This is a genomic window from Agrobacterium sp. ST15.13.015, from assembly GCF_027871645.1.
Taxonomy (GTDB): Bacteria; Pseudomonadota; Alphaproteobacteria; order Rhizobiales; family Rhizobiaceae; genus Agrobacterium; species Agrobacterium leguminum.
The window spans coordinates 1-21,865 of the sequence record NZ_JAQAHF010000011.1 but is presented as its reverse complement, the minus strand read 5'-3'; the positions used below and the strand labels follow the sequence as shown (position 1 = coordinate 21,865).

General features: G+C 58.1%; 16 protein-coding genes. 7 read left to right on the top strand and 9 right to left on the bottom strand.

The features are described 5' to 3' along the window. The first annotated feature begins 50 nt into the window (after positions 1–50). Positions 51–2,165 carry a DNA topoisomerase IV subunit B gene (gene parE, locus PIB16_RS17445; RefSeq protein WP_174036029.1) on the top strand — a complete coding sequence of 705 codons (2,115 nt, stop codon included), beginning with the start codon at positions 51–53 and terminating at the stop codon, positions 2,163–2,165. 496 nt (positions 2,166–2,661) lie between these two features. On the opposite strand, the gene PIB16_RS17440 is transcribed toward parE, so the two are convergent. From PIB16_RS17440 to PIB16_RS17415, 5 genes are all read right to left on the bottom strand, one after another. Continuing rightward, positions 2,662–3,255, bottom strand: coding sequence for a hypothetical protein (locus PIB16_RS17440; protein ID WP_271046050.1), 594 nt, complete (start codon positions 3,253–3,255; stop codon positions 2,662–2,664). Position 3,256: 1 nt separating this feature from the next. Continuing rightward, entirely contained in the window at positions 3,257–3,871 is a 615-nt protein-coding gene (locus PIB16_RS17435; RefSeq protein ID WP_271046049.1) for a papain-like cysteine protease family protein, read from the bottom strand. Positions 3,872–4,061: 190 nt separating this feature from the next. Then, the gene (locus PIB16_RS17430) at positions 4,062–4,631 is read right to left on the bottom strand and encodes a hypothetical protein (protein ID WP_271046048.1); all 570 of its coding nucleotides are present in this window, start codon (positions 4,629–4,631) and stop codon (positions 4,062–4,064) included. A 61-nt stretch (positions 4,632–4,692) separates the two neighbouring features. After that, positions 4,693–8,670 carry an AAA domain-containing protein gene (locus PIB16_RS26775; RefSeq protein WP_442866786.1) on the bottom strand — a complete coding sequence of 1,326 codons (3,978 nt, stop codon included), beginning with the start codon at positions 8,668–8,670 and terminating at the stop codon, positions 4,693–4,695. A 360-nt stretch (positions 8,671–9,030) separates the two neighbouring features. Next, positions 9,031–9,234, bottom strand: coding sequence for a hypothetical protein (locus PIB16_RS17415; protein WP_271046047.1), 204 nt, complete (start codon positions 9,232–9,234; stop codon positions 9,031–9,033). 276 nt (positions 9,235–9,510) lie between these two features. Here PIB16_RS17415 and PIB16_RS17410 point away from each other — a divergent pair, with 276 nt between their 5' ends. Then, entirely contained in the window at positions 9,511–9,960 is a 450-nt protein-coding gene (locus PIB16_RS17410) for a type II toxin-antitoxin system VapC family toxin (RefSeq protein ID WP_271046046.1), read from the top strand. Positions 9,961–10,202: 242 nt separating this feature from the next. Here the strand turns inward: PIB16_RS17410 and PIB16_RS17405 are convergent, their stop codons facing one another. The 3 genes from PIB16_RS17405 to PIB16_RS17395 form a co-directional block, all read right to left on the bottom strand. Beyond that, entirely contained in the window at positions 10,203–11,411 is a 1,209-nt protein-coding gene (locus PIB16_RS17405; RefSeq protein WP_271046045.1) for a multidrug effflux MFS transporter, read from the bottom strand. Positions 11,412–11,485: 74 nt separating this feature from the next. Beyond that, positions 11,486–12,943 carry an aldehyde dehydrogenase gene (locus PIB16_RS17400; protein ID WP_271046044.1) on the bottom strand — a complete coding sequence of 486 codons (1,458 nt, stop codon included), beginning with the start codon at positions 12,941–12,943 and terminating at the stop codon, positions 11,486–11,488. Positions 12,944–12,996: 53 nt separating this feature from the next. Continuing rightward, on the bottom strand, positions 12,997–14,052 hold the full coding sequence (locus PIB16_RS17395; RefSeq protein ID WP_271046043.1) for a zinc-dependent alcohol dehydrogenase family protein: 1,056 nt from the start codon (positions 14,050–14,052) through the stop codon (positions 12,997–12,999). A gap of 261 nt (positions 14,053–14,313) precedes the next feature. Here PIB16_RS17395 and PIB16_RS17390 point away from each other — a divergent pair, with 261 nt between their 5' ends. Further along, positions 14,314–14,772, top strand: coding sequence for a MarR family winged helix-turn-helix transcriptional regulator (locus tag PIB16_RS17390; RefSeq protein ID WP_271046042.1), 459 nt, complete (start codon positions 14,314–14,316; stop codon positions 14,770–14,772). Positions 14,773–14,779: 7 nt separating this feature from the next. Here the strand turns inward: PIB16_RS17390 and PIB16_RS17385 are convergent, their stop codons facing one another. Further along, positions 14,780–15,694, bottom strand: coding sequence for a LysR family transcriptional regulator (locus tag PIB16_RS17385; protein WP_271046041.1), 915 nt, complete (start codon positions 15,692–15,694; stop codon positions 14,780–14,782). A gap of 111 nt (positions 15,695–15,805) precedes the next feature. Between PIB16_RS17385 and PIB16_RS17380 the strand changes: the two genes are divergently transcribed. The 4 genes from PIB16_RS17380 (at position 15,806) to PIB16_RS17365 (ending at position 20,598) form a co-directional block, all read left to right on the top strand. Continuing rightward, positions 15,806–16,441 carry an SDR family oxidoreductase gene (locus PIB16_RS17380; protein ID WP_271046040.1) on the top strand — a complete coding sequence of 212 codons (636 nt, stop codon included), beginning with the start codon at positions 15,806–15,808 and terminating at the stop codon, positions 16,439–16,441. A gap of 59 nt (positions 16,442–16,500) precedes the next feature. After that, positions 16,501–17,427 carry an alpha/beta hydrolase gene (locus PIB16_RS17375; protein WP_052819830.1) on the top strand — a complete coding sequence of 309 codons (927 nt, stop codon included), beginning with the start codon at positions 16,501–16,503 and terminating at the stop codon, positions 17,425–17,427. A gap of 75 nt (positions 17,428–17,502) precedes the next feature. Further along, positions 17,503–18,474, top strand: a complete 972-nt coding sequence (locus tag PIB16_RS17370) for an alpha/beta hydrolase family protein (protein ID WP_271046039.1) — start codon at positions 17,503–17,505, stop codon at positions 18,472–18,474. A 531-nt stretch (positions 18,475–19,005) separates the two neighbouring features. Continuing rightward, positions 19,006–20,598, top strand: a complete 1,593-nt coding sequence (locus PIB16_RS17365) for a DNA cytosine methyltransferase (protein WP_271046038.1) — start codon at positions 19,006–19,008, stop codon at positions 20,596–20,598. Positions 20,599–21,865 lie beyond the last annotated feature (1,267 nt).

Genomic DNA, 21,865 nt, shown 5'->3' with positions numbered 1-21,865 from the left:
CATAATGATTCGCATGGCGAAATTCTGACACACGCTTTTGAACTTTGGACATGATGGACGACAGCAACGATCTCTTCTCCGGTCTTCCGGCAGCACGAAACAGCGATACGGAAACGAACGAGGACGCCGCAAAGACGCCGGTGACCGCGGCCGCCAACGTGCCCGCCAACGCGAATGTGCAGCCGAAACCCGCAGCCGTTGCGGCCGTGACGCCGCCCGCCCCCGCATCACCATCCGGTGACGACTACGGCGCGTCCTCGATCCGCGTGCTCGAAGGGCTGGAGCCGGTGCGCATGCGCCCCGGCATGTATATTGGCGGCACCGATGAGAAAGCGCTGCACCATCTCTTCGCCGAAGTCATCGACAACTCCATGGACGAGGCCGTCGCCGGCCACGCCAATTTCATCGAGGTTCACCTCGACGCCGAAGGTTTCCTGACGGTCACCGACAATGGCCGCGGCATTCCGGTGGAAAACCACCCGCAGGTGCCCGGCAAGTCGACGCTCGAAGTCATCATGACCAAGCTGCATGCCGGCGGCAAGTTCGACGGCAAGGCCTATGAGACATCGGGCGGCCTGCACGGCGTCGGCGTTTCCGTGGTCAATGCGCTGTCCGATCTTCTCGAAGTGGAAGTGGCCCGTAACCGCAAGCTTTACCGCCAGCGTTTCTCGCGCGGCCTGCCGATCGGTCCGCTGGAAGAGCTGGGCGACGTGCACAATCGCCGCGGTACCCGCGTGCGTTTCCATCCTGATCCGCAGATCTTCGGCGACCACGCAAAATTCGAACCGGCCCGCATCTTCCGCATGGCCCGCTCCAAGGCCTATCTCTTCGGCGGCGTCGAAATCCGCTGGAGCTGTGATCCCGGCATGGTGCCGGCCGGCGGTGAAATCCCCGAAAAGGCCGTGTTCCATTTCCCAGGCGGCCTGAAGGATTATCTTGCCGCCACGCTTGGCAAGGAATTCACCGTCACCCGCGAGATTTTCTCCGGCCGCACGGAAAAGACCGGCGGCCACGGCGCGCTGGAATGGGCCGTCACCTGGTATGGCGGCGATACGCAGATTCATTCCTATTGCAACACCATTCCCACGCCCGAAGGCGGCACGCATGAGGCCGGCCTGCGCATCGCGCTCACTAAGGGCCTGAAGAATTATGCGGACCTGACGCAGAACAAGCGCGCCAAGGACATCACCACCGATGACGTGATGATCTCGGCCGCCGGCATGCTCTCGGTCTTCATCCGCGAGCCGGAATTCGTCGGCCAGACCAAGGACAAGCTCGCAACCGTCGAGGCTCAGCGCATCGTCGAAAACGCGCTGCGCGATCCCTTCGACCATTATCTCGCCGGCAATCCGGGCGAAGCGGCAAAGCTGCTCGACTGGGTGATCGAGCGGGCCGAAGAGCGCCTGCGCCGCCGCAAGGAAAAGGAAGTCAACCGCAAGACCGCCGTGCGCAAGCTGCGCCTGCCCGGCAAGCTGGCGGATTGCGCCCAGAACACCGCAGAAGGGGCGGAGCTTTTCATCGTCGAGGGCGACTCGGCCGGCGGCTCGGCCAAGCAGGCGCGCAACCGCGCCAACCAGGCCATCCTGCCGCTGCGCGGCAAAATCCTCAACGTCGGCAGCGCCAGCCGCGAAAAACTCTCTGCCAACCAGCAGATCGCCGATCTCATCCAGGCGCTCGGCTGCGGCACGCGCACCAAGTACCGCGAAGAGGACCTGCGTTATGAGCGCATCATCATCATGACCGATGCCGACGTCGACGGTGCCCATATCGCCTCGCTGCTCATCACCTTCTTCTATCAGGAAATGCCGGAACTCATTCGCGGCAATCACCTCTATCTGGCAGTGCCGCCACTCTACGTCATTCGCCAGGGCGCCAAGAGCGCCTATGCCCGCGACGACGCCCACCGCGCCGAGCTGATGGAAACCGTCTTCAAGGGCAAGAAGGTCGAAATCGGCCGCTTCAAAGGCCTCGGCGAGATGATGGCCCAGCAGCTGAAGGAAACCACCATGGATCCCGAAAAGCGCACCCTGCTGCGCGTCGAGATCGACGACGTGGATTTCGAAGGCACCCGCGAGGCCGTCGACAACCTGATGGGCACCAAGGCCGATGCCCGCTTCCGTTTCATTCAGGAACGGGCGGCATTCGCTGATAATCTGGATATCTGATGAAAAAACCAACCTAATACTGGCCAAATAGCCCTAATACTGGCCATTTTGGAACCTGAAACTGGCCAACACCACATTTGACTATTTCCGGGCACTAAAAAGTGCTCGGAAAATGCTATTCAGAGGATCCTGCCAAGGTCGACTCCTTCAAATCTCTTTTCAAGAAGCTCAGAACCTGGCACATGGACGCCGACTCTCTGCTCCCCGCTCTGATTGCTCACGAACTCATCAAGGAAACTCAGCACAAGGAGCAGTTGGAGACAGGCTGGGATGGGGGAACTCACCTTGCTTCTAAACACGTTCACACACAGGCATCCTTACGGCAGTCATTTCGCTGAGCATTCTGACATAGGGTTCCACTATCCCCGCGGGCCAGTTCTTCCGCTACAGACGGGCTTTTTAAACGTGCGCATCCGAGCCGATCTACTTGCGAACACCATGGCCGTGGTCAAAATTTTGAGACGACATCTCAAAGAGTTCGACACCGTGCAGCGGACTAAATGTCGTGGTCGTTTCCGTTGTGATCGGACGGTGTCGGCATGCCCGAGAAGATGTAGCTGCGCTCTATATCCGCAGATAGTTCGGACAGATAGTCGAACACCCGCACGGGCCTATTGGTGGCCTGTTCGCCCCGACGAAGAACCTCGAATATCCAATCATCCTTTTGACCGTGTAGCCAGACAGCCACCTCGTTTATTGCAGGAACCTCCACGATACGCAGCATGAATTGATCGGCTTCGGTGTCGGCAAAATCCTGAACCCAACCGAATGCTTCAATGAACGCTTCGGCAGCTCTCCCTTCGGTCAAAGAGTTGAACCTCAGTTGATCCTGACTTTCGATTACAATGTCAGCAAACATTGGTACACCGCCCAGAGAGAATAGGTAACGCCAGCCCCCAGGAGGCTGCGTCAAATCCATCGTTGCGGCTGCCTGGGCATTCAATGTATAAACTGGCAGTGGCGCATCACCGGTGATTGGAGCAGACACAAAATCACCACCGACACCTTCGTCATTTTCAATCATATTCGCGAGACCTTCGATGAATGTCTCCCTGACCACTTCAGAGTTGCTGGGAGCTATTATCGCCATGTTAGCCTCCTACTGCCTCAGGATCTTTATCTATCAAATTGTTTGCCTCCGGATCATACAACGTGGGTGTTGTTACGAAATATGAATGGGTCCAGCGCCCGATTTCACGATACCTTGTAACTATGTCAGACGAAGCTATCCTCGTGCGACCGTAAGCTGGGTCCTCAACAATATACACTGTCCCCCTATCGGCCGCGAGAAACCAGCCAACGATTGCGAGAAAGTGGCCACCACCCGATTTCCATTGGATGCGCATGCATAGCGGCCTCCCAGCATCGATTTCCCCTTTGACAGTCTTCGGTCCGTCGACGCCTGTGGACATCCTAGACAAGCATGAGACTCTTTCCAGCGCCTCATCTAGGCACGCCACTTCATCGTGGGGACATCCCTCCGTACAATCTTCGCTGCAGTTCTCACCTAGAACTTCGTACGCGACCGAGCGCTGAGTCCAGTGCGACGCGGGATCGAAGAAGCGGACAACGCTCACACTGGTCGCCGCCCAGCACCAATAGGTACGCTCCTGCCGCTGCATATCGAGCCTGACACGTTTGCCCCTCGCGTTGTGCTTATGCACCCTTGCCTTGAGGATTTGCTGGATCGTCTTCGATTCGCTCATTTTATCTCCATCACCCAGGAAATCCACCGCCTGGAGAGCCTCAGCCCTGCGGTGACGCTGACCCACGCCCAATTCGAGGCTCTGTCGGCTGGCCTCGACTGGCGACGGGTTCATGCCATCCAGACGAGACGCCGGAAACCATCGAATAGCTGCGGCACTATGATTCAACAAGAAGGGGCAAGTGGCCCAATCAGAAACTCTCCGACGTGCCGTCAAAGTATATAACCTTAGTCACGTTCAGCGTGGCTTTGGCTGTCCCCGTCGAGACTGGTCCGATCAGCTTGTCATATGGTTCACCCTTGATGAAGGGATTGTCCTCCCAGGTATAGAACGTCTCGCTCACTACCGTTTTCCCCGGAGGGATCTTGATGTCCAGCTTGCTCTCGCCATCGACTATCTTATCCCCGAAAGCGTCGGTGATCGACACGGTGTGAGCGACCGCCACGACCGTCTTCTTCAACGTATTCTTGAAACTGGGCACGAGCTCGACGCGGTCGTTGAATATCTGATTCTGATAGCTTTTTCCTTGGACACGCATCTTCGCATTGACCAGTTCCACAGTTGCCTTCGCAGAGTTGCCCGCAACACCTGCTGCGGGCCGCGCGGTGGCAGTCTCCTCCAGGCCTGACACCGCAATGGCGTCGAAACAGGTCAGCCGCTTCAGCGAGTCGCTCTCGGCCTTGCAGGATCTTAGATCAGCAAGAATGTCTGCTTGCGTCGCACTGGCAGTGAGACAGAACATGAGCGTTATGAATGGCATTCGCACGTAAAATTCCTCCTGAAGTTATTCCTTGTCGGCGGACAACTCTCCGCCGCGCATGCTAGCTCACGCTCTCGACAACTGCCTTCCTGATCAGGCTTCCGAGGAGTATCTCCAATTCGTCTCCCGCTTCGGCATCCAGAACCGCCTTTGCCAAAGGGGCGCTGCGGTTGACCAGACCTTTTTCCGGCGCGCTCGGATCCTTGACGATGGTGAACTGGTAAGTCTCCTGACCACGATCCAGGTAACGCAAGCGAACTTTGCTCCCGAGGCGCACGACGCCGCTTTTCGCTACCGCAGGCGGGAAGCGATCAGGCTTAACTGCAGGGGCGTCAACTGGCAGCACAAGCTGTTCGACCCCAGCGTGGCGGACATTCTTGGTCGTTGCCGTCGCGGTCGCGGGACGGGGTGGTGGAACTGACACGACAGCCTGCTCCGCAAGCTTCGTTTTCAACTGTTCCAAGCGTGCGCCGATGGCCGCGCGGAGCCTCTCCGCTTCCCGCCGCGGGTCGTCGAACCAGTCGGTCGACCAGACACGGTGGATATTCCAGCCAAGGCGCTCGAGTATCTCTTGGCGGTGACGGTCGCGATCCCGCGCTGACCGCGACGAATGGTAGGCCGCTCCATCGCATTCAACCCCCATGAGGAAGCCGTGCGGCCATTGAGGGTGCCGGACGCCCAGATCGATCGAGTAGCCCCCGGCCCCGACTTGCGGTACTGCCACGCATCCCATGGATTCGATCTGAGCGGCAACAAACTCCTCAAGCGGAGAGTCAAACGCGCCATGCGTTCCGGTGCCGGCCTGCAGAGGGCCACCCGCGCTGTATTCAAGCCAACGCTTCAGCATCCAGGCACCTGGGTTCGAGGTCTCCTCTGCAGTGATGTCCGACGGCGTCATCGAGGTGAAGGTCCTGATCTGCTCTTTCGCACGAGTGAACAACACGTTCAGACGCCTGCGGCCAGTGGGACCAGCGATCGGGCCGAAGTGCTGAGCCACCTTGCCCCCCTCAGACGGCGGACCGTACACCGTCGACACGAAGATCACGTCGCGCTCGTCTCCCTGCACGTTCTCGAGGTTCTTGACGAAGAATTCCTCGAGACCATCTCGCTCATGGAGCCATCGGTCAACGAACTCGCCGGCCGCCGCGTCTCGCGCGATCTCGTACTGAAGACGCTCATTGATGTAGTCGGCCTGCGCCTTGTTGACAGCGACGATCCCCAGCGACCGGGTCGGATCGTGACGCATGAAGTCCAAGGCCGCCTCGACGACTGCATGCGCTTCGGTCGTGTTCACGCCCGCCTTGTAGATGCCATTGGTCTGCACCAGGGAAACACCCATCCTCGGATTATCTTCGTTGGCAGACGGAAAGACGGTCAGTCTGTCCCGGTAGATCAAGCCGTTCGAGAATCTGATGAGGCCCGAATGCTTCGAGCGGTAGTGCCAGGTGAGCATTCGACGTGGCCGGAACGCGCTGTTCGCCATCTCAAGGACTGATTCCTCGGTCACGGCGTCGGTTTCCTCGTCGTCAGCAGTGTCTGCGATGCTCTTGTGGAAGAAGTTGGTCGGAGGAAGCTGCTGGGTGTCGCCAACGATCATCGCCTGCCTGCTTCTGAACAAGGCACCGATGGCGTCCTCCGGGGGCATTTGCGAAGCTTCGTCGATGATGCAGATGTCGAACTCCAAGGTGTTCTTCTGGATGTACTGAGCCACAGCGAGAGGCGACATCATCCAGCAGGGCTTGAGAGCCAGAAGGGCACGCCCTGCCCGCTTCGTGACCTCACGCACCGGGACCCGGATTTTCTTCTGCCCCGCGAGGTGCTCGAGCAGACCCATCTCAGTATATTCGGCGACGCGTCCACGCGCATTGCCGGCAGGCGGACGCGATCCGGAAATCAACAGGTGTCGCAGCGCCTTTCGAGAAAGAAGTGTGATCTCGTCATCAAGCGACTTCAGTCTTGAGCGCAGAGCCTCGAGCTGCCGTCCCGAATAGTTCACAAGCTCTCGCCCGTACTTTTCGTAGACCCGGCCCGCCGCCACGCGCCGGAGCAGAGCCTCGACATGGCCGGAGACGTCGGTCGTTCCCACCTGCCTGACTAGGAGATCAACTGTCTCCAGAAGCCCCAGGCGGTCGATCTCCGACCTTGACTTGGCAACGTTCGTCCAATGCGCGAGCGCCTCCACGTCCTTGGATGCAGCCGAAAGGTATTCTGACGCCTGCGCGTATGTCAGCTTGTTGATCTTGGCGCCCATGTCGAGGAGACCTTCACCAGAAACCCGCGCGAGCAGGCCCTGCGCATTTTGGGCGGCATCGTGGGCGAGCTTGGACGAGGAGAGCAATTCCTGAAGGCGACGCTCGCGCGCCGCCAGGGCGAATGCGGTTCCGAACCGATGCTTATGAAGCAAGCGCGCGACCTCCACCAGATAATCGATCTCGTCAGACTTGCTCTTCCAACCGTCGAAGTGACTGCCAAGCACCACGGCAAGTTCGCTCCGATCGAGCTTTCCGACCAATTCTTGGAGTTCGCGAACATCGTTTGCGAACTTGCGTACATCGGAACTGGTCACGGCTGCAGGGCGATGGAATATCTGGCTGAGCAGTTTCAGTTCCACGTCGGTGGACTTGAGCTCCTCAAGTTTCGATTCGAGCTTTGCACATGTTTCGGCAAGATCGCGGAGTGGGGCCTCGGGCGGAAGATCAGGAAGCGATGGCGTATTGATCAGCGTGTCGACAATCTCGCTTCTCAAAAAGTCTCGCACCTCCCGATTGTTGAAGCCGCTGAACTGCGCATCCACATTCTCGTAGAACGCGGCCAGTTCGCCAAAGCTCTCGAAGTCCGTGTCGACGCCGTCGAACCGAGCTCCAAACACGCCGCTGTTCGTCGCGCGAGTATTGAATCGCGCCTCTTCTTCGAGTTGATCGCGCGCTGCACCAAGGTGCTGGATCGCAAGCTGCTTGTCGAACTTTCCGGCTTTCGAAATCGCGAGATAGAAGGACTTCGCGTCTTTGAACGTTGATGAAAGGAAGCTGAATGCGCCTGCGCCTCGGATCGTCCCAAGGTGTCGATCAATATCGGACGCTCGAACATCCGATCGCAGAGACATGTGTGCTTCCAGAGCGTGCCGCTTGTCCCGAAGGGACATTCCTGCCTCGACCATTGATTTCAAGCTGGCGACAGCACCCGCACCCGCGCCGGATTCGATCCGAACGCCTGGATCATCATCCTGAAGGTCGCAGGGCAGCCGAAGCGCCAGCTTTCGGTGGGTGACGAAATCGATCTGCGCGCACCGGGGGTCGAAAAGATCCGCCTGACGGCAAAGGACGTGAGCAACGGAGAGGCGCACACTGCGCCTTCCCGTGATTTCGCACTTCTTGAAGTCGACGAATCCTACCTGGACGGTCTCAGCCTGCGCTGGGAAACCCGGAATAGCGACGGCCACCGCTGGCTGATCATTCACGACTATCCCGTTCCCGCTGGCTACACCGCAACCACCACGACGCTCGCCCTCATGATTCCGCCTATGTACCCGCAGTCCCAGATCGACATGTTCTACGCGTAACGTCCCCATTTCTTCCAACGCCGCGAGAATTCGGATACGGTCGCCCAGCGGTGCGTCATATCCAGCGTAGCGAATGAGATCCTTGGCATTCTGAATCCGGGGCGTGCCGACGAACTCGGAGAAGGACACCGCCAGATAGCGGTAGCCCTGCTTTTCGGCTAACCTGGCAATCCAGCCGATTGTGCCGGCATCCGGTCGCCGGATATCCACGAGCAAGGCTTCGTTTTCCGTCTCGACAGCGAAATCAACATAGTGGTGTCGTGGGTTTCGTGCTCCGGAGTCATTGATGATCGGCTGCGGCACGCAGCGCCAGGCGGACACTTTGGGATCCAGGTCCAGCAAGCAGGCATAATCACGCGCTTCTCGCGAACGATAGAGGGGGCGCCCGACGCATTTGAGCGTCGCAGACGGAATGAACGGACGGTATTTCGCAAAAACGCAGGCTTCATCACCCGCGACATGAGTGGACTCGGTCTTCATGACCTCACCTCCGACGAATAGCGATCTGGGCGACACCGGGAACGGTTCCGGTCTCCGTCAGCGTATTCGGCGGGTGGGTGTAAAAGTCTTGCTCATGGACAGAACATTTAGTGAACGAAGTTCTCGACGTCAACTAGGATTTGCCTGCGAGGTGAGAGCGAGTTTCACAAGCCGGGAACCACCAAGGCCCTTATGGCGCGAGAAGCAGAGACTTTTCCTAGATTTCGTGCCTGATGGCCTCAACGATTAAGCTATGTCAATCAGTGGAGTAACCCGAAGCAGCCGAAATTCGACACGTCATATCTTGTTGGTTTTACCGTCGCCGGTTACGGTTTCTCACCGTAGCTGCAGAAATCTCGATCAGGGATTGGGATCGTCATCGTCGGGGAGAGGACCAGGGTGGGAGAACAACTCTTCCAGGGTCTTTTTTCCGGGTACGAACGTCACGTCAAATCTGCCGTCGGTGTCGATCAGTCTCTGAGTGCCGCGCGCTTTAGCTGCGTCCAGAACTTCCTGGATGCGGGCCTCGGCCTCGTGTCTCTGCCAATCGGAATCACGTGTCATCTGGGCCTCTCTCGGACGACATCATACCAGCCTGTGCAGTATAGCGATACGAATTGGATCGCACCTCGAATTTTTCAAGAAGAAAGTTTCTGACCACAGAAAGATGTTAAAGTGCGGACAGACCCTATTCTTTTACTGGATACGGACATCGTCAGCCTTATGGGCCGCGTGAAGCCTCCTCCCGGACTGCGTCCATGGCTCTTGCGTGTCGGCATACATCGTCTCGCACTCTGCTACCCCGTCATAGCAGAACTGCTGCGCGGAGCCCATCTCCGAGTGAAGGATGATCCACAGAGAGCGCTTCTTATCACCAACTGGGTCGATGAGCTTATCTCTATGGCCTTTCCGTTTCCGGAAATGACGGCCGAAGTGGCAACTGTCTACGCCGGAATGACATCTGTCCCCGCCTTGCGACACATGTGGACCGTCCAGAGTGGCCAAAAAAGCAACAGGCTCGGTCACGATTTGATGATATCTGCGGTCGCCATCGTGCACCGGATGCCGATACTTACTGCGAACATCGACGATTTTGTTGAGATCAACGAGCATTTCCCACTGCCCGGCGTATACCATCCGATGGAGGCGCGATGGCTCGTAGACCCCGACCACGAGGTGTCGCTTCCCTATTTCGATCCAAGCGAACCCGACCCGCACGAGAAAGCCCTGCCCAAGCTTCTCAGGCCCACTCCCCACAGTTCATTCGAACCCGGAAATGACAAGCAATAGCTCACCGAAGCTCTACTTGTCTGGGTCCTTGGAATTCCACCTCGTTGACCCGACATCAAGGAACGACCGATTTGAGGCCGATAGCGGTCAGGCAACTCCTGCGACGAAAATAGCGTTAGCCGCCTTCGGTAGCTCCAATGTTCTCAGGATCCCTCATTATCATTGGTTCCAACGCGAACGGTTTCTCACTCGATTGGTCGGCCCTGTCTCGGTCGAAAGTGACAACATGTAGTTTCCTGCAATCAGTGCCTCATCCGTCCCGCAGCGATAAAAGCCGCCTGAGCTATGCATCCTGCCACCAACAGCGTACCCCCAGCCGCGAGAGCCGGGTTCTCACCAAATCCGCCCGCCGCGGCGCATAATGCTCCGATCGCCATCTGCACGCATCCGTAGATACCGGACGCTGACCCAGCGACGGAAGGATCGACCGATAGCGCTTCTGACAACGCCATCGGCGACGCTATACCAACACCAAAGCTGAACAGGATCATCGGCAGCACCACACCGGGAACGCTGAGCCGATCCGCGATCACAAGAACCAGAAACACAATTGTTCCCAAGCACCCCATCAGGTTGCCGCCGATCAGGAGAGTGCGCGGCGCAATCCTGCCAATCATCCTGCTCGCAGCAAGGCTTCCCATCCAGGTGCCGATGAAGTTGAAGGCAAGGTAGGCGCCGACCTCGTGCGCAGGACGATGCAACTGCTGCACAAAAATGAATGGGGCGGCACCTACGAAGGCATAGATGGCGGTCGTCGCAAAGCCTCCGCCTACCACGAAGCCAATGAAGCGCGGCGAACGGAGCAGCTTTCCATAGCTTTTCAGGAGCGGCGGTGCATCGTTAGCTTTTCGCTCCGCAGTTTCCGGCAGGCGCCGCCAGACGAGATAGAAATTCATAAGGCCCAGCAAACCGAGCGCCACGAAAATGATGCGCCAGCCGGAAACCGCAGCCAGCAGGCTTCCAACCACCGGCGAAAGTCCGGGACCGGCGACGACAATCAGATTCATCGTCGACAGCTTGCGCGCCGCCCCCTCGCCCGTATTGGTGTCCCGGACAATCGCCCTTCCGAGAACAAGTCCGGCTCCCCCGCCCAAGCCCTCGAAGAAGCGCGCCACGATCAGCACATCGATAGAGGTCGAGGTGAGCGCGAGCAGACTCGCGGCCGTATAGAGAAGCATGCCGAGCATCAGGACAGGCCGGCGCCCGTAAGTGTCGGAGAACGGGCCATAGGCGAGCTGAGCAACTGCGAGCCCGACGATATAGGCGCTCAACGTGAGTTGCGTGGTGCCGGCCGTCGCGTTGAAATGGGCAGCGACCAGCGGCAAAGCGGGCACGAAGATGTGCATCGCCAGCGTTCCCGTGAGGGTGATAAGGGCAAGCAGCCAGAGCGGCACCGCCCTTCGCCCAGACGCAGGATCGGCCAAGCCATTTTCGGGATGTGAAACGGTCATTCTCATGCTTTCAGAATAGGTCCTGGCATTCGGCGACGCGGCGGAACGTCCACCGCGCCGTCGAGTTACGTGAGTTACGCCATCACGATCGTCTTCGACTCCATAAAGGCAATTAAACCCTCGATGCCGCCTTCCCGGCCAACACCTGACTGCTTGAAACCACCGAAGCCAATGGAGAAGTCAGTGCGGGGACCATTGTGACCGACGGTTCCCGAACGAAGCTGCCGGGCCACATGCAGTGCGCGGTCGCGGTCGTTCGTGAAGACCGCGGCGTTGAGGCCAAACGGGCTGTCGTTCGCCATACGGACGGCGCTGGCCTCGTCATCCGCAGGAATGACGCTGAGCACCGGTCCAAATATCTCCTCCTGCGCGATCGACGCGCTGTTGTCGACATTGGCGAATACGGTCGGCTCGAAGAAGAAGCCGCGCGAAAGGTGATCAGGCCGCTTGCCACCAGCCGTCAACGTCGCTCCGTCCGCTATCCCCCGCGCAACAAAGCGCTCGACAGTGTCGCGCTGACGGGCACTGGCCAGCGGTCCCGACATCGTTGCCGCATCGAATGGATCGCCGACGACGGTGTTGCGGGCGATCTCGGAGAGGACTTCGACCATGCGGTCATGCTTTGCGCGAGGCACAATGATGCGGGTCAGGCTGTGGCATATCTGTCCGGTATTGTAGCCGAAGTAGGAGCTACCAAGTATCTTTGCCGCGTCCTCGATATCATAGTCATCAAGAACGACGGCGGGCGACTTTCCGCCCAGTTCCAGCGTCACGCGGGCAATGCGATCCGCCGCGACGGCGGCGATCCTGCGCCCCGCACCGGTGGACCCGGTGAAGGTGATCTTGTCCACGTCAGGATTTCGGACCAGTTCCTCCGAGACGTCACGGTCGGCCGTCACGACATTGATCACGCCAGGCGGCAGGCCGATTTCCTCGCAAATTTCAGCAAACATGTAAGCTGAGGTCGGCGCTTCCGGCGAGGACTTGATGACCAGCGTGCATCCGGCAAGCAGGGCTGGCGCCGTTTTGTAGGCCATCAGGCCCGCGGGACCATTCCACGGAATGATCTCGGCGACTACACCGACCGGCTCATAAACCTTGTAGGCGAGGTTGCCGGTGACGGAGCGATGCTCCTCGATAAACGGAAACGTTGAAGCCATCTGTGCATATTGCCGGAAAGCGCCACTGATGAAGAGGCCGATGCGCGGCTGCGCCACCTTGTAGACGATGCCGGTCTCGATGGACCAGCCGCGGGCGAATTCATCGTTGGCCGCTTCGAGGCGTTCGGCTATCTTTTCGAGATAGGTGCCGCGTTCCGTCGGCGTCATGCGCGGCCAAGGGCCGGTATCGAAGGCCTGCCGCGCGGCAGCGACCGCTTTTTGCATATCGGCCGAATTAGCCTTGGCGACACGGGCGACCGTTTCTTCGGTCGAGCAATCGAGAACCGCGAAGTTTTCGGAACTGGACGGTGCGACCCATTCGCCGCCGATAAAGAGCTTGTCCGGGTGCTTGAGTTCGATTGTCCTGGTCATGATTTTCTCCTTTCTATGGTAGGCGTGGTTGTTTATTCGACGCTGGAAACGCGTCAGAACGTGAAGACGCCCTTGCCGCCCGCCTGCTTGTTGAAGTTTGAATAGGCCTCGGCCGCCTGGGACAGCTTCCATTCGTCGGAGAAGACGCGGTCGACCTCGACGCCGTGGTCGGCGATGAAATGCGCACATTCCTTCATGCCGACCTCGGAGAATGTGAAGGAACCCACAATTGTTCTCTGCCGAGCGATCAGATCCTTCATAACGTCGAGAGTCAGATTGCCTCCAACGGCGATGAGCGCAATGCGGCCCCAGATGCTGGTGCTGCGCACAGCTTGGTTCCGGACCTGCTCATGACCGGCGCAATCGACGGCGCAGGTTGCACCCTTGCCACCCGTCAGCTTCAGGATTTCCTCCACAGGATCGACCTTGCCGCCATCGATTGCATGCGCCACCCCGAAGGCCTTCGACCGAGATAGTCGGTCAGTGTTGATGTCGATGCCGAAGACCTCGACGCCCATAGCCGACGCAAGTTGTGCAACCGAAAGGCCAACAGGCCCAAGTCCATAAACCGCCAAAGTGTCGCGAGCGCTGATGTTAAGACGCAGCAGCGCGCCATAGGCAGTACCTGTCCCGCAGGCAACAGCAGCCCCGCCCTTGAAGGACATTTCCGCCGGCAGATGTACCAACGAAGATGCCGGAACTTTCATATATTCGGCATGACCGCCATGCTCGAGCACACCGTAGATACGCGCACCGTTGTCGCAAAGTTGCGTCCAGCCTGTCCGGCAGTGATCGCAGTGGCAGCAGCCTGCGTAATGGAACACCATCACACGGTCGCCGACTTTAAATGTGCGGCTATCGATATCCGGACCAAGCGCGACAATCACGCCACAGGGTTCATGTCCGCCGATAATAGGATCGCTGGTCATGCGATCACGCATGCCGAGCATTTCCAGGGATTCAGCCATACCGTGGCGATAGTAGTGAAGGTCCGTGCCGCACATTCCCGATGCCTTCATCTCGATCACGGCCTCGCCGGGACCGGGCAACGGATCGGGAAAATCGAGAAGTGCGACCTCGCACTTTCCTTTGAAAACCATGCCTTTCATCGTATTTCTCCGGGTTGGCGACCAGCTCTCATCGGCGGGAGGCCAAAGTTCAGATGCCTATCCCGGATGACAAATCAGCCCTCCAAAATAGGTGTGTACGCACATAAATATGCGTATCGTGGAAAACCAACAATGCGGGATAGCTTCAAACTGTTTTGAGTGGGGCTTCTTAATTAAACCGGTCGCGGTCGGATCACAGCCTTGGTCAGGCGGGTCGAATGCCCTATAGGTAGCTATGCACATTTTATGGCCCGACCGATCATGACCAAGGAAAAAGAAACTGCCGAAGCCGCGCTGACCATGGCGCTCTCGATCGCAGCCCGAAAAATGCGCAATGTGTTCGACGCCAGGGTGCGGACAAAAGGGCTGACGCTGGCGAAGGCGCGGGCGCTTCAGTATCTCGCCCGGCATGACAATGTCAGCCAGCGGGACCTTGCAAACCATCTTGAGATCGAACACCCATCGGTAGTGCGTCTGCTTGACGGTCTTGCCAAACAGGGACTAATCGTCCGTCGTCCGATGGATGGCGACCGACGCGCCAACCGTATCGAATTGACCAAAACTTCCAGAGAGCTGGTCGCTGACTTGGACAAGATCACGAAAACCATGCGCAAGGACCTGCTCGATGGGCTCGACCAGGAAGCGCTCGCTAGTGCGCTTTCGGTTCTTCAGAAAATTGCCGATCGGGGCGATGCGCTTTTGGGCGGGAAAACCGGTTGACCCGATCCTAACGCGCCAACTGCCGACGCTTTTCGACAAGGAAGTCGACGAAGGCACGAAGTTTGGCTGGCATCTGGTCCCGCGACGGCACGTAGATATTGAATCCCTCGAAAGGCAGGCACCAATCCTCCATAACGCTGACCAATGCGCCGGAAGCCAGATGTTGGCGCACTGCGAAGTCGAGATGCATGATGAGGCCAACCCCTTGAAGTGCAGCCCTCAACATCACGTCATCGTTGTTGGTCGCGAGTGTTCCGACAGGCTGAAACAGCCGCTCTTCACCTGATTTGGGATCCGTCAGTTCCCAACGGAAAACGGCTCCGCTGCTTGATTGACGAAAGCCGAGGCAATTGTGGTTGGCCAAATCCGCGTAATCTTTTGGTGGCGGATTGGAAGCGAAATAGGCAGGAGACCCGACGACCGCCAGGGAAACCGGAGGTGTAATCGGCACGGCAACCATTGTGTCTGTCACGCTTTCGCGCAGACGAATACCTGCATCGCAGCCTTCGCGAACGATATCGCCGAGCCCATCATCGATGAATAGTTCGACGCGCACTTCCGGATACCGACGAGCGAACTCTCCTAGATGTGGCTCTATGAAATGATGCGAGACTACGCGAGGTGCATTCAGCCGGATTTCGCCACTCGGCTTTTCCCGCGCATCGCCAACCGCCACAACGGCATGCGAAATCATGGCAAGGCCAGGCTCAACCTGGGCCAGTAGCTTTCTACCGTCATCGGTCAGGGAGACGGAGCGGGTCGATCGGTTAAGCAGGCGGACACCGAGCTGCTGTTCAAGGGTTCGGATTGCTTGCGACAGGCCCGATGGAGAAATGCCGATCCGGCCGGCGGCACGGGTATAGCTTCCTTCGCGCGCGACTTCGGCAAAGGCAGCGATCGCGGGAAGAAGATTGCGGTCCATCGGCACTCATTATGAATTACAGCTTCAAACTCATTGAAGGATGCCCCTATTTTTCCATGCAGTCCAGAGTATTATGTTGATCTCGCGAAAACAGAACTCATGGAGCAAGACATGACGAAGATCGTGATCCTCGGCGCAGGCGGGCAGATCGCTCGGCATGTGGTCGATATGTTGGCGGAACACGGCGACACGGAACTGACTCTGTTCCTGCGCCATGCAACGAGGCTGGGCCGTAGTATTCCGACCAACACCCGTGTCGTCGAGGGTGACGTTCTCGATACCGGCAAGCTGAAGGAAGCCATTTCCGGTCAGGACGTGGTTTATGCAAACCTCGCCGGTGATGTCGATGCACAGGCACAAGCCATCATCGCCGCCATGCACGACACCGGCGTCCGGAAGCTGATCTTCTGCACCACGCTCGGCATTTATGACGAAGTGTCCGGAAGGTTCGGGGAATGGAATAACCGGGAGATCGGTGACTACATCCCGCCCTACCGCAGGGCGGCTGACCTGATCGAAGCATCGGGGCTGGATTATGCCGTGCTGCGCCCAGCTTGGCTGACCGATGCGGATGAGGTCGACTACGAGACCACTGAACGGAACGAGCCCTTCAAAGGTACCGAAGTCGCACGAAAGAGCGTCGCCGCTCTCGTTGTGAAGCTGGCCAGAGCGCCGGGTGCGCTCGGCAACCGCAACATTGGCATCAACAAACCCAACACGGATGGCGACAAGCCCGCGTTCATGTGAATCAGCCGGTCGACCGGCCGGTAGAAATGCCCACATCCTGAAACCAAGGAGATCGCATCATGGAAACCGTAAAGATCCGCAATTACGATATGTATTGGGATATCGCCGCTGATATCCACTTCCCGCCGAACTTCGACAAGTCAAAGAAATATCCGGCAATCATCAGCGCGCATCCGATCGGAAGCTGCAAGGACCAGACTTCGGGCAACGTCTACGGCGTGGCACTGGCCAAGGAAGGTTTTGTCGTCATCGCGTTTGATGCAAGCTTTCAGGGCGCCAGCGGCGGCGAACCGCGCTTCATTGAGGATCCGACCCTGCGCGTCGAAGACTTCCGCCATGTCGCCGACTATCTGGTGACGCTCCCATATGTCGATGAGGATCGCATCGGTGTCCTAGGCATCTGCGGCGGTGGCGGCTATTCGATCAATGCCGCCATGACCGAACGGCGCATTAAGGCCGTCGGCACTGTCACCGGCGCGAACTACGGCCGACTGATGCGTGGTAATTTCACCGGCCTCAATCCGATTGGTGCGCTAGAAGCGATGGCCAAGCAGCGAACCGCCGAGGCCCGCGGCGCAAGCCTTCACGTCGATAACCTGCTGGCCAATTCCGTTGAAGAAGCGCGGGCCGCTGGCGTTACCGACCGCGACCCGTTGGAGGCCACAGACTATTATCGGACGCCGCGTGGCCAGAAGCCGAACGGTTTGAACCGCTCGCTCTTGTCCCATCAGGCCGCCGCGGTTGGCTGGGACGCTTTCCATCTTGCGGAAGTGCTGCTGACCCAGCCTCTCTGCGTGGTCGTCGGTGATCAGGTCGGAGCCTTCGGCGCCTATCGTGACGGCTGCGAGATCATCGAGCGGGCGGCGTCGAAGAAGAAGGAACTCGTCGTCGTTGAGGGGTGGTCGCACTACGATCTCTACGACAAGCCGGAGCCGGTCGGACAGGCGCTGGCAAAGCTGATCCCGTTCTACAAGGAAAACCTCTGATCTCTGAGGTCCGTTCACGGATCACGAGGCATCCGGCGTGATGCCTCACCAAACACGAAAAGTGGGATAGCACCAATGGCGAGAATGTCCGCCGAGCGTCTTGAAAAAGCGCGCGATCAACTTCAGAACATTGCGAAAGAGGACCTAGAGAAGGTTCGAGCCCTGACCAACATCGTCAAACCCTTACGCAGCTTCATCCATAAGACACCTGACGATCACGGCATGACGGAATGGCTGGATCTGTCCATTCCTTCAGACGACGGGACCCCATTGGAAGCCTGGTACATCCCGGCCAAGGGCGGCAACAGCGACAAGCTTGTGATCTTCAACCACGCCTCCCCGATGTGCCGGTCAGGTTTCCCCGGACATTTCGGGCCTCCCTGGAGTTATGTGGATGATGGCGAGATCGACTTTGTTCTGCAGTACAAGCATCTGACTGAGGCTGGCTACAACGTTCTGACCTACGATCTGCGCAACCATGGAAATAGCGGTACTGCCAACAATGGCATCAGCGGCCTGGGTCAGTGGGAATGGCGTGACTGCGTGGGTGTCAAAACCTACGTGGACAGCCATTCTGAATTAAGCCGCATGAAGGTCGCGCTCTTTAGCCAATGCCTCGGCGGCATCTCCCAGTATGTGGCGATCGCACGCCGTCCGGATCTATTTGAAAACGTACGTTGCCTTTGCAGCCCGATGATACCCACACCAGAGGGGTTAATCGATCAAGCCTTACAGCGCATGGGTATTCCGCAATACAAAGAATTAGTAGATTTGGAATTGCTGAAGATGGGTGCCTTTACGGCACATGAGAGCAGCCCGCATCCTCACGCACCTATGGTGAAGATGCCTGTGCTAATGTGGCAAGTTCGCCATGATGCTGCCGTGTCTAATCCCGGCGATGCACAGGGCACGTTCGATTTGCTGAGCAGCCAGGAAAAGGAGATGATTTGGATCGATGGCACCACACAACGCTTCAAGGACGGTTACAACTGGTTCGGTCGCCATCCTGATAAAGTGCTCGCCTTTTTGGATAAGCATATGAGGTAAGTATATGCTTCTGACGGGCTTGCGAGCGCTACGGACGGCAGGATTCTAGCGGCATTGCCTTGCTCGTTCTTGCCGTCGGCGTCATCGTCATCGAGCCGGTCGGACAGGGGCTGTTGAAACTGATCCCCTTCTATAGAGCCCCCTGATCGTCAGGGCTGGCGAATCGGTCTGGCGATATCTGATGCGTCATTCTGCCATGGTCGCTCCGCACGGCGCACTCTTGGATCATGCAACGAAGATTTCAAACAGCTAACATGGATCTGTTGCTTTCGCATCAAACCCGTCATTTGATGGCTCATCCATATAGGGTGGGAGACCGAAGTGATCGATTAGCGGGCGCGAGGCTGAAAATAGAACCCTTTCCATCGACGGACATTTCCGCCTTCCCAGCGTCCACCATCAGGAAGGCGGACGACATCGCGCCATTGGTATGACCGGCGAACTTCGAACAGGATAGTTAGAATTTGATCGAATCCATTTCCGGGACAGAAGGACCAGCCTGCTAGACAGCAATGACAACAGAGGCTGGCGATGGCTGAGAAGGCAGACAATATGACGAGCGAGGACCCGGGGGCGCTGATGAAGCGAATCCTGGCGAACCGCAAATCCATTGCCAAAGCCCAATTCGACATGATCGCCAGCATCGGCCAAATGCGCTCAACGATGAGCGACGACGATCTGCGCAGTTTCCTGGTTGTCGAATGCGGCATCCCGCGCAGCGACCTGCCGTCGATCTTCGCCTTCGATGAGACCCTCGGATCCTGCGAGTCACTCCTGCGCAAGCGCTGCGTCCCATTCCACGTTGTGAAGGCGCTGATCGCGACCGATGCTGATACCCGTCAAGCTGCGCTGGACGCTCTTGCAGAAGGAACCGACGTCGATGTCCCAACCGTTGCCAGGCTCCGTCGTCTGACGATCCGCAACAGGATCGGAGCGAGCGCCTATGCCGAACGGGGCCGCCAGCGCGCGATGACGGCCGCGGCTTCAAAGCAGTCGCACCTCCGCGTCCAGGCGCTCGGCGAAAACGTCGCCACGCTCCTATCCGAGATTGACGAATTCACCGAGCGCTTTGTCGGTGAGCCGCCCTGCGATCCGAACGAGGATGTCGTCGACCGGTCCGAGGCATGCATTTCCGCGGCCGTTAGATTGAGATCCCACGCAAGGATCGTGCTCCGTGAATTCAAGTCGGTCTATGGCGAGGTGGAACTGCCAGGAAAGGGTGTCGCCGGCTTCAGGAATGAGTCACATCGGCACAAGCTTGCCGCCGCCCATGAATCCCTGAAACGCTTCGCCGATGGGAAGTTTGCGTGGTACGAGAAGTTCAGCGGCTTTGCCTTCGAACATGGCTATCTCTGGCAGACTGAGCTTCAGGACGCCCTCGCCTATCTTCTTCCCTGCGATCCAGAGCCGGATCCGGCACCTGAAGAAAATACCGAAGCCACCAAACCCTTGAGGTTTCTGGAAATATGCGCGGGTGCTGGCGGTCAGGCCATAGGCCTGCTCGGTGCGGGCTTCGAGCCCGCGCGACTCTACGATATGGATCTCAATGCCACCCGGACCCTGAAAAAGAACTGGACGTGGCCCGTCACCCGGAAGCGCCTGGAGAAGGTTTCGGATCGGGATCTCCAACAATTCCAAGGCATTGATCTGCTTGCCGGAGGCGTGGAGTGCAGACCGTTCTCTCAGGCCGGGAAACAACTCGGAGCAAACGATAGCAGGAATCTCTTCGATGAGGCGATCCGATATGTGAAGGTCATCAGGCCTCGCGCTTTTTTCTTCGAGAACGTCGAAGGCTTCGCGGACAAGAAGTTCCTCAAATATCGCGCCAGCGTGTTCAAGCGGCTGAAGGCGCTCGACTACCGCATCGGCCTGCACAAGCTGAACGCCCGCGACTTCGGGCTTGCCCAGTCGCGCCCGCGGTTGGTGCTGGTCGGCGTGCACAAGGACGAACCCGGACTGTTCTCCCTGCCAAAGGACGGGATCACAACCACCATGGGAGAATCCCTCGCCGACGTGAACCACCCATCATCCCCGAATTTCACCTCGGTATTGATTTCGGCGGTCACCTGGACATCCGCCCACTCCGCCCGGTCCTTGCGTGTTTCGGCTTTGCCCGGGACGTAGAGTTCGACTGGTAGCCTCCAGCCGTTCGGATCGCGAGTCCTGAACACCAGGGTCAGTCCGCCTCCCCCGCGCTCTCCGCGCATCACGAGATTCCTCTCCTTCAGAATATGTCCGTAGCGCTCCTTCGCCTCGATCATGATCTGCGTGAAATATCCCATGGATTCGACCTCCCTGCTGGTGCCGGAAGGATCCGTTGCACGGACGCAAGGGACAAACCACGTTGAAAGGATTCGTCGCTTGAAGTTCTCTCAATTGTTGACACGAGAACTTAAGAAGAACATTTAACAACCTGATATAACTTCATATTTTTCTGTAGACGCCACGCCTGCAATCTGCCTTACTACTCACGCCCGAGGAGGCGCCGGAGGTACCGATGATACAGATATCGATATCCGTGAAGGGTCAGGTCTGACGCTGACGCCACAGGTGCGCCCCGGCACCGCGTGAGGGGAGCTTGATGCTTCCGAACGGGCGACCTCCGAAGAATTTCACTATTTCGAACGATGCAGCCTTAGGTCGGCGGACAAGTTTCCGAGCGTCATTTAGGAACGACATTGTAGCTAGTGACTGCGATGGAGTTTCACGATGTACCCAGCAAATGAAGTCATCCCCCTGCGCCTGCTGGCCTCTGCAGTGGTCTTCGTCATAGCCTGATCTCCCGCCGACATTTCCGTCTGATTTCGCCCTGGCATTTCCTGCCGGGAACGCCCACCCGTGCTCTGAAGAAAGATTCGCCAATGCCGACACCAACGTGGAACAGATTCGCACGCGATCCGCCCTGAACTGACCTGCGCCGCGCGCGGCGTCTCTCCGAAGTTCAAGAAATGCCGCACTCCGGGCAACTCCGGAGATCGACGGCGCACGTCCGCACTTCACCAAGAAGGATATTCACAACCTCCCGCTCGGACCCGGGGATGAATTCTTCGGGCCGATCACTTCCAGAAAGTTCCACACGATCCACTCTGCCTCAAAAGTCCACGGCATTCCGTTCGAGCGCCTCAACAAACTCGTGCTGGACGCAGGATTACTCCCCAGTGAAACAAGCGGTAGAGGCAGAAATCTCATCGAAGCCCAAGCCGTCGACCGCATTGTCACGGAAATGGCTGCAACATTTAATCAGAAAGAGGTCGCTACTGAACTTGGGGTCACGCGCAAACTAGTCACCTGAATCTGAAGTTCGGCTCATTGTTTTCTGGCAGAATCGCTTGACCGAGGCGAGGATTTGGTCGGCGGACTTGACCCACTTGTATGGGGTGGGGTTCTCGTT

Bases quoted from the DNA above. Each gene is read 5' to 3' on its own strand.
- parE (WP_174036029.1), top strand. From the start codon at position 51: ATGATGGACGACAGCAACGATCTCTTCTCCGGTCTTCCGGCAGCACGA.
- PIB16_RS17440 (WP_271046050.1), bottom strand. From the start codon at position 3,255: ATGGCGATAATAGCTCCCAGCAACTCTGAAGTGGTCAGGGAGACATTC.
- PIB16_RS17435 (WP_271046049.1), bottom strand. From the start codon at position 3,871: ATGAGCGAATCGAAGACGATCCAGCAAATCCTCAAGGCAAGGGTGCAT.
- PIB16_RS17430 (WP_271046048.1), bottom strand. From the start codon at position 4,631: ATGCCATTCATAACGCTCATGTTCTGTCTCACTGCCAGTGCGACGCAA.
- PIB16_RS26775 (WP_442866786.1), bottom strand. From the start codon at position 8,670: ATGAAGACCGAGTCCACTCATGTCGCGGGTGATGAAGCCTGCGTTTTT.
- PIB16_RS17415 (WP_271046047.1), bottom strand. From the start codon at position 9,234: ATGACACGTGATTCCGATTGGCAGAGACACGAGGCCGAGGCCCGCATC.
- PIB16_RS17405 (WP_271046045.1), bottom strand. From the start codon at position 11,411: ATGACCGTTTCACATCCCGAAAATGGCTTGGCCGATCCTGCGTCTGGG.
- PIB16_RS17400 (WP_271046044.1), bottom strand. From the start codon at position 12,943: ATGACCAGGACAATCGAACTCAAGCACCCGGACAAGCTCTTTATCGGC.
- PIB16_RS17395 (WP_271046043.1), bottom strand. From the start codon at position 14,052: ATGAAAGGCATGGTTTTCAAAGGAAAGTGCGAGGTCGCACTTCTCGAT.
- PIB16_RS17390 (WP_271046042.1), top strand. From the start codon at position 14,314: ATGACCAAGGAAAAAGAAACTGCCGAAGCCGCGCTGACCATGGCGCTC.
- PIB16_RS17385 (WP_271046041.1), bottom strand. From the start codon at position 15,694: ATGGACCGCAATCTTCTTCCCGCGATCGCTGCCTTTGCCGAAGTCGCG.
- PIB16_RS17380 (WP_271046040.1), top strand. From the start codon at position 15,806: ATGACGAAGATCGTGATCCTCGGCGCAGGCGGGCAGATCGCTCGGCAT.
- PIB16_RS17375 (WP_052819830.1), top strand. From the start codon at position 16,501: ATGGAAACCGTAAAGATCCGCAATTACGATATGTATTGGGATATCGCC.
- PIB16_RS17370 (WP_271046039.1), top strand. From the start codon at position 17,503: ATGGCGAGAATGTCCGCCGAGCGTCTTGAAAAAGCGCGCGATCAACTT.
- PIB16_RS17365 (WP_271046038.1), top strand. From the start codon at position 19,006: ATGGCTGAGAAGGCAGACAATATGACGAGCGAGGACCCGGGGGCGCTG.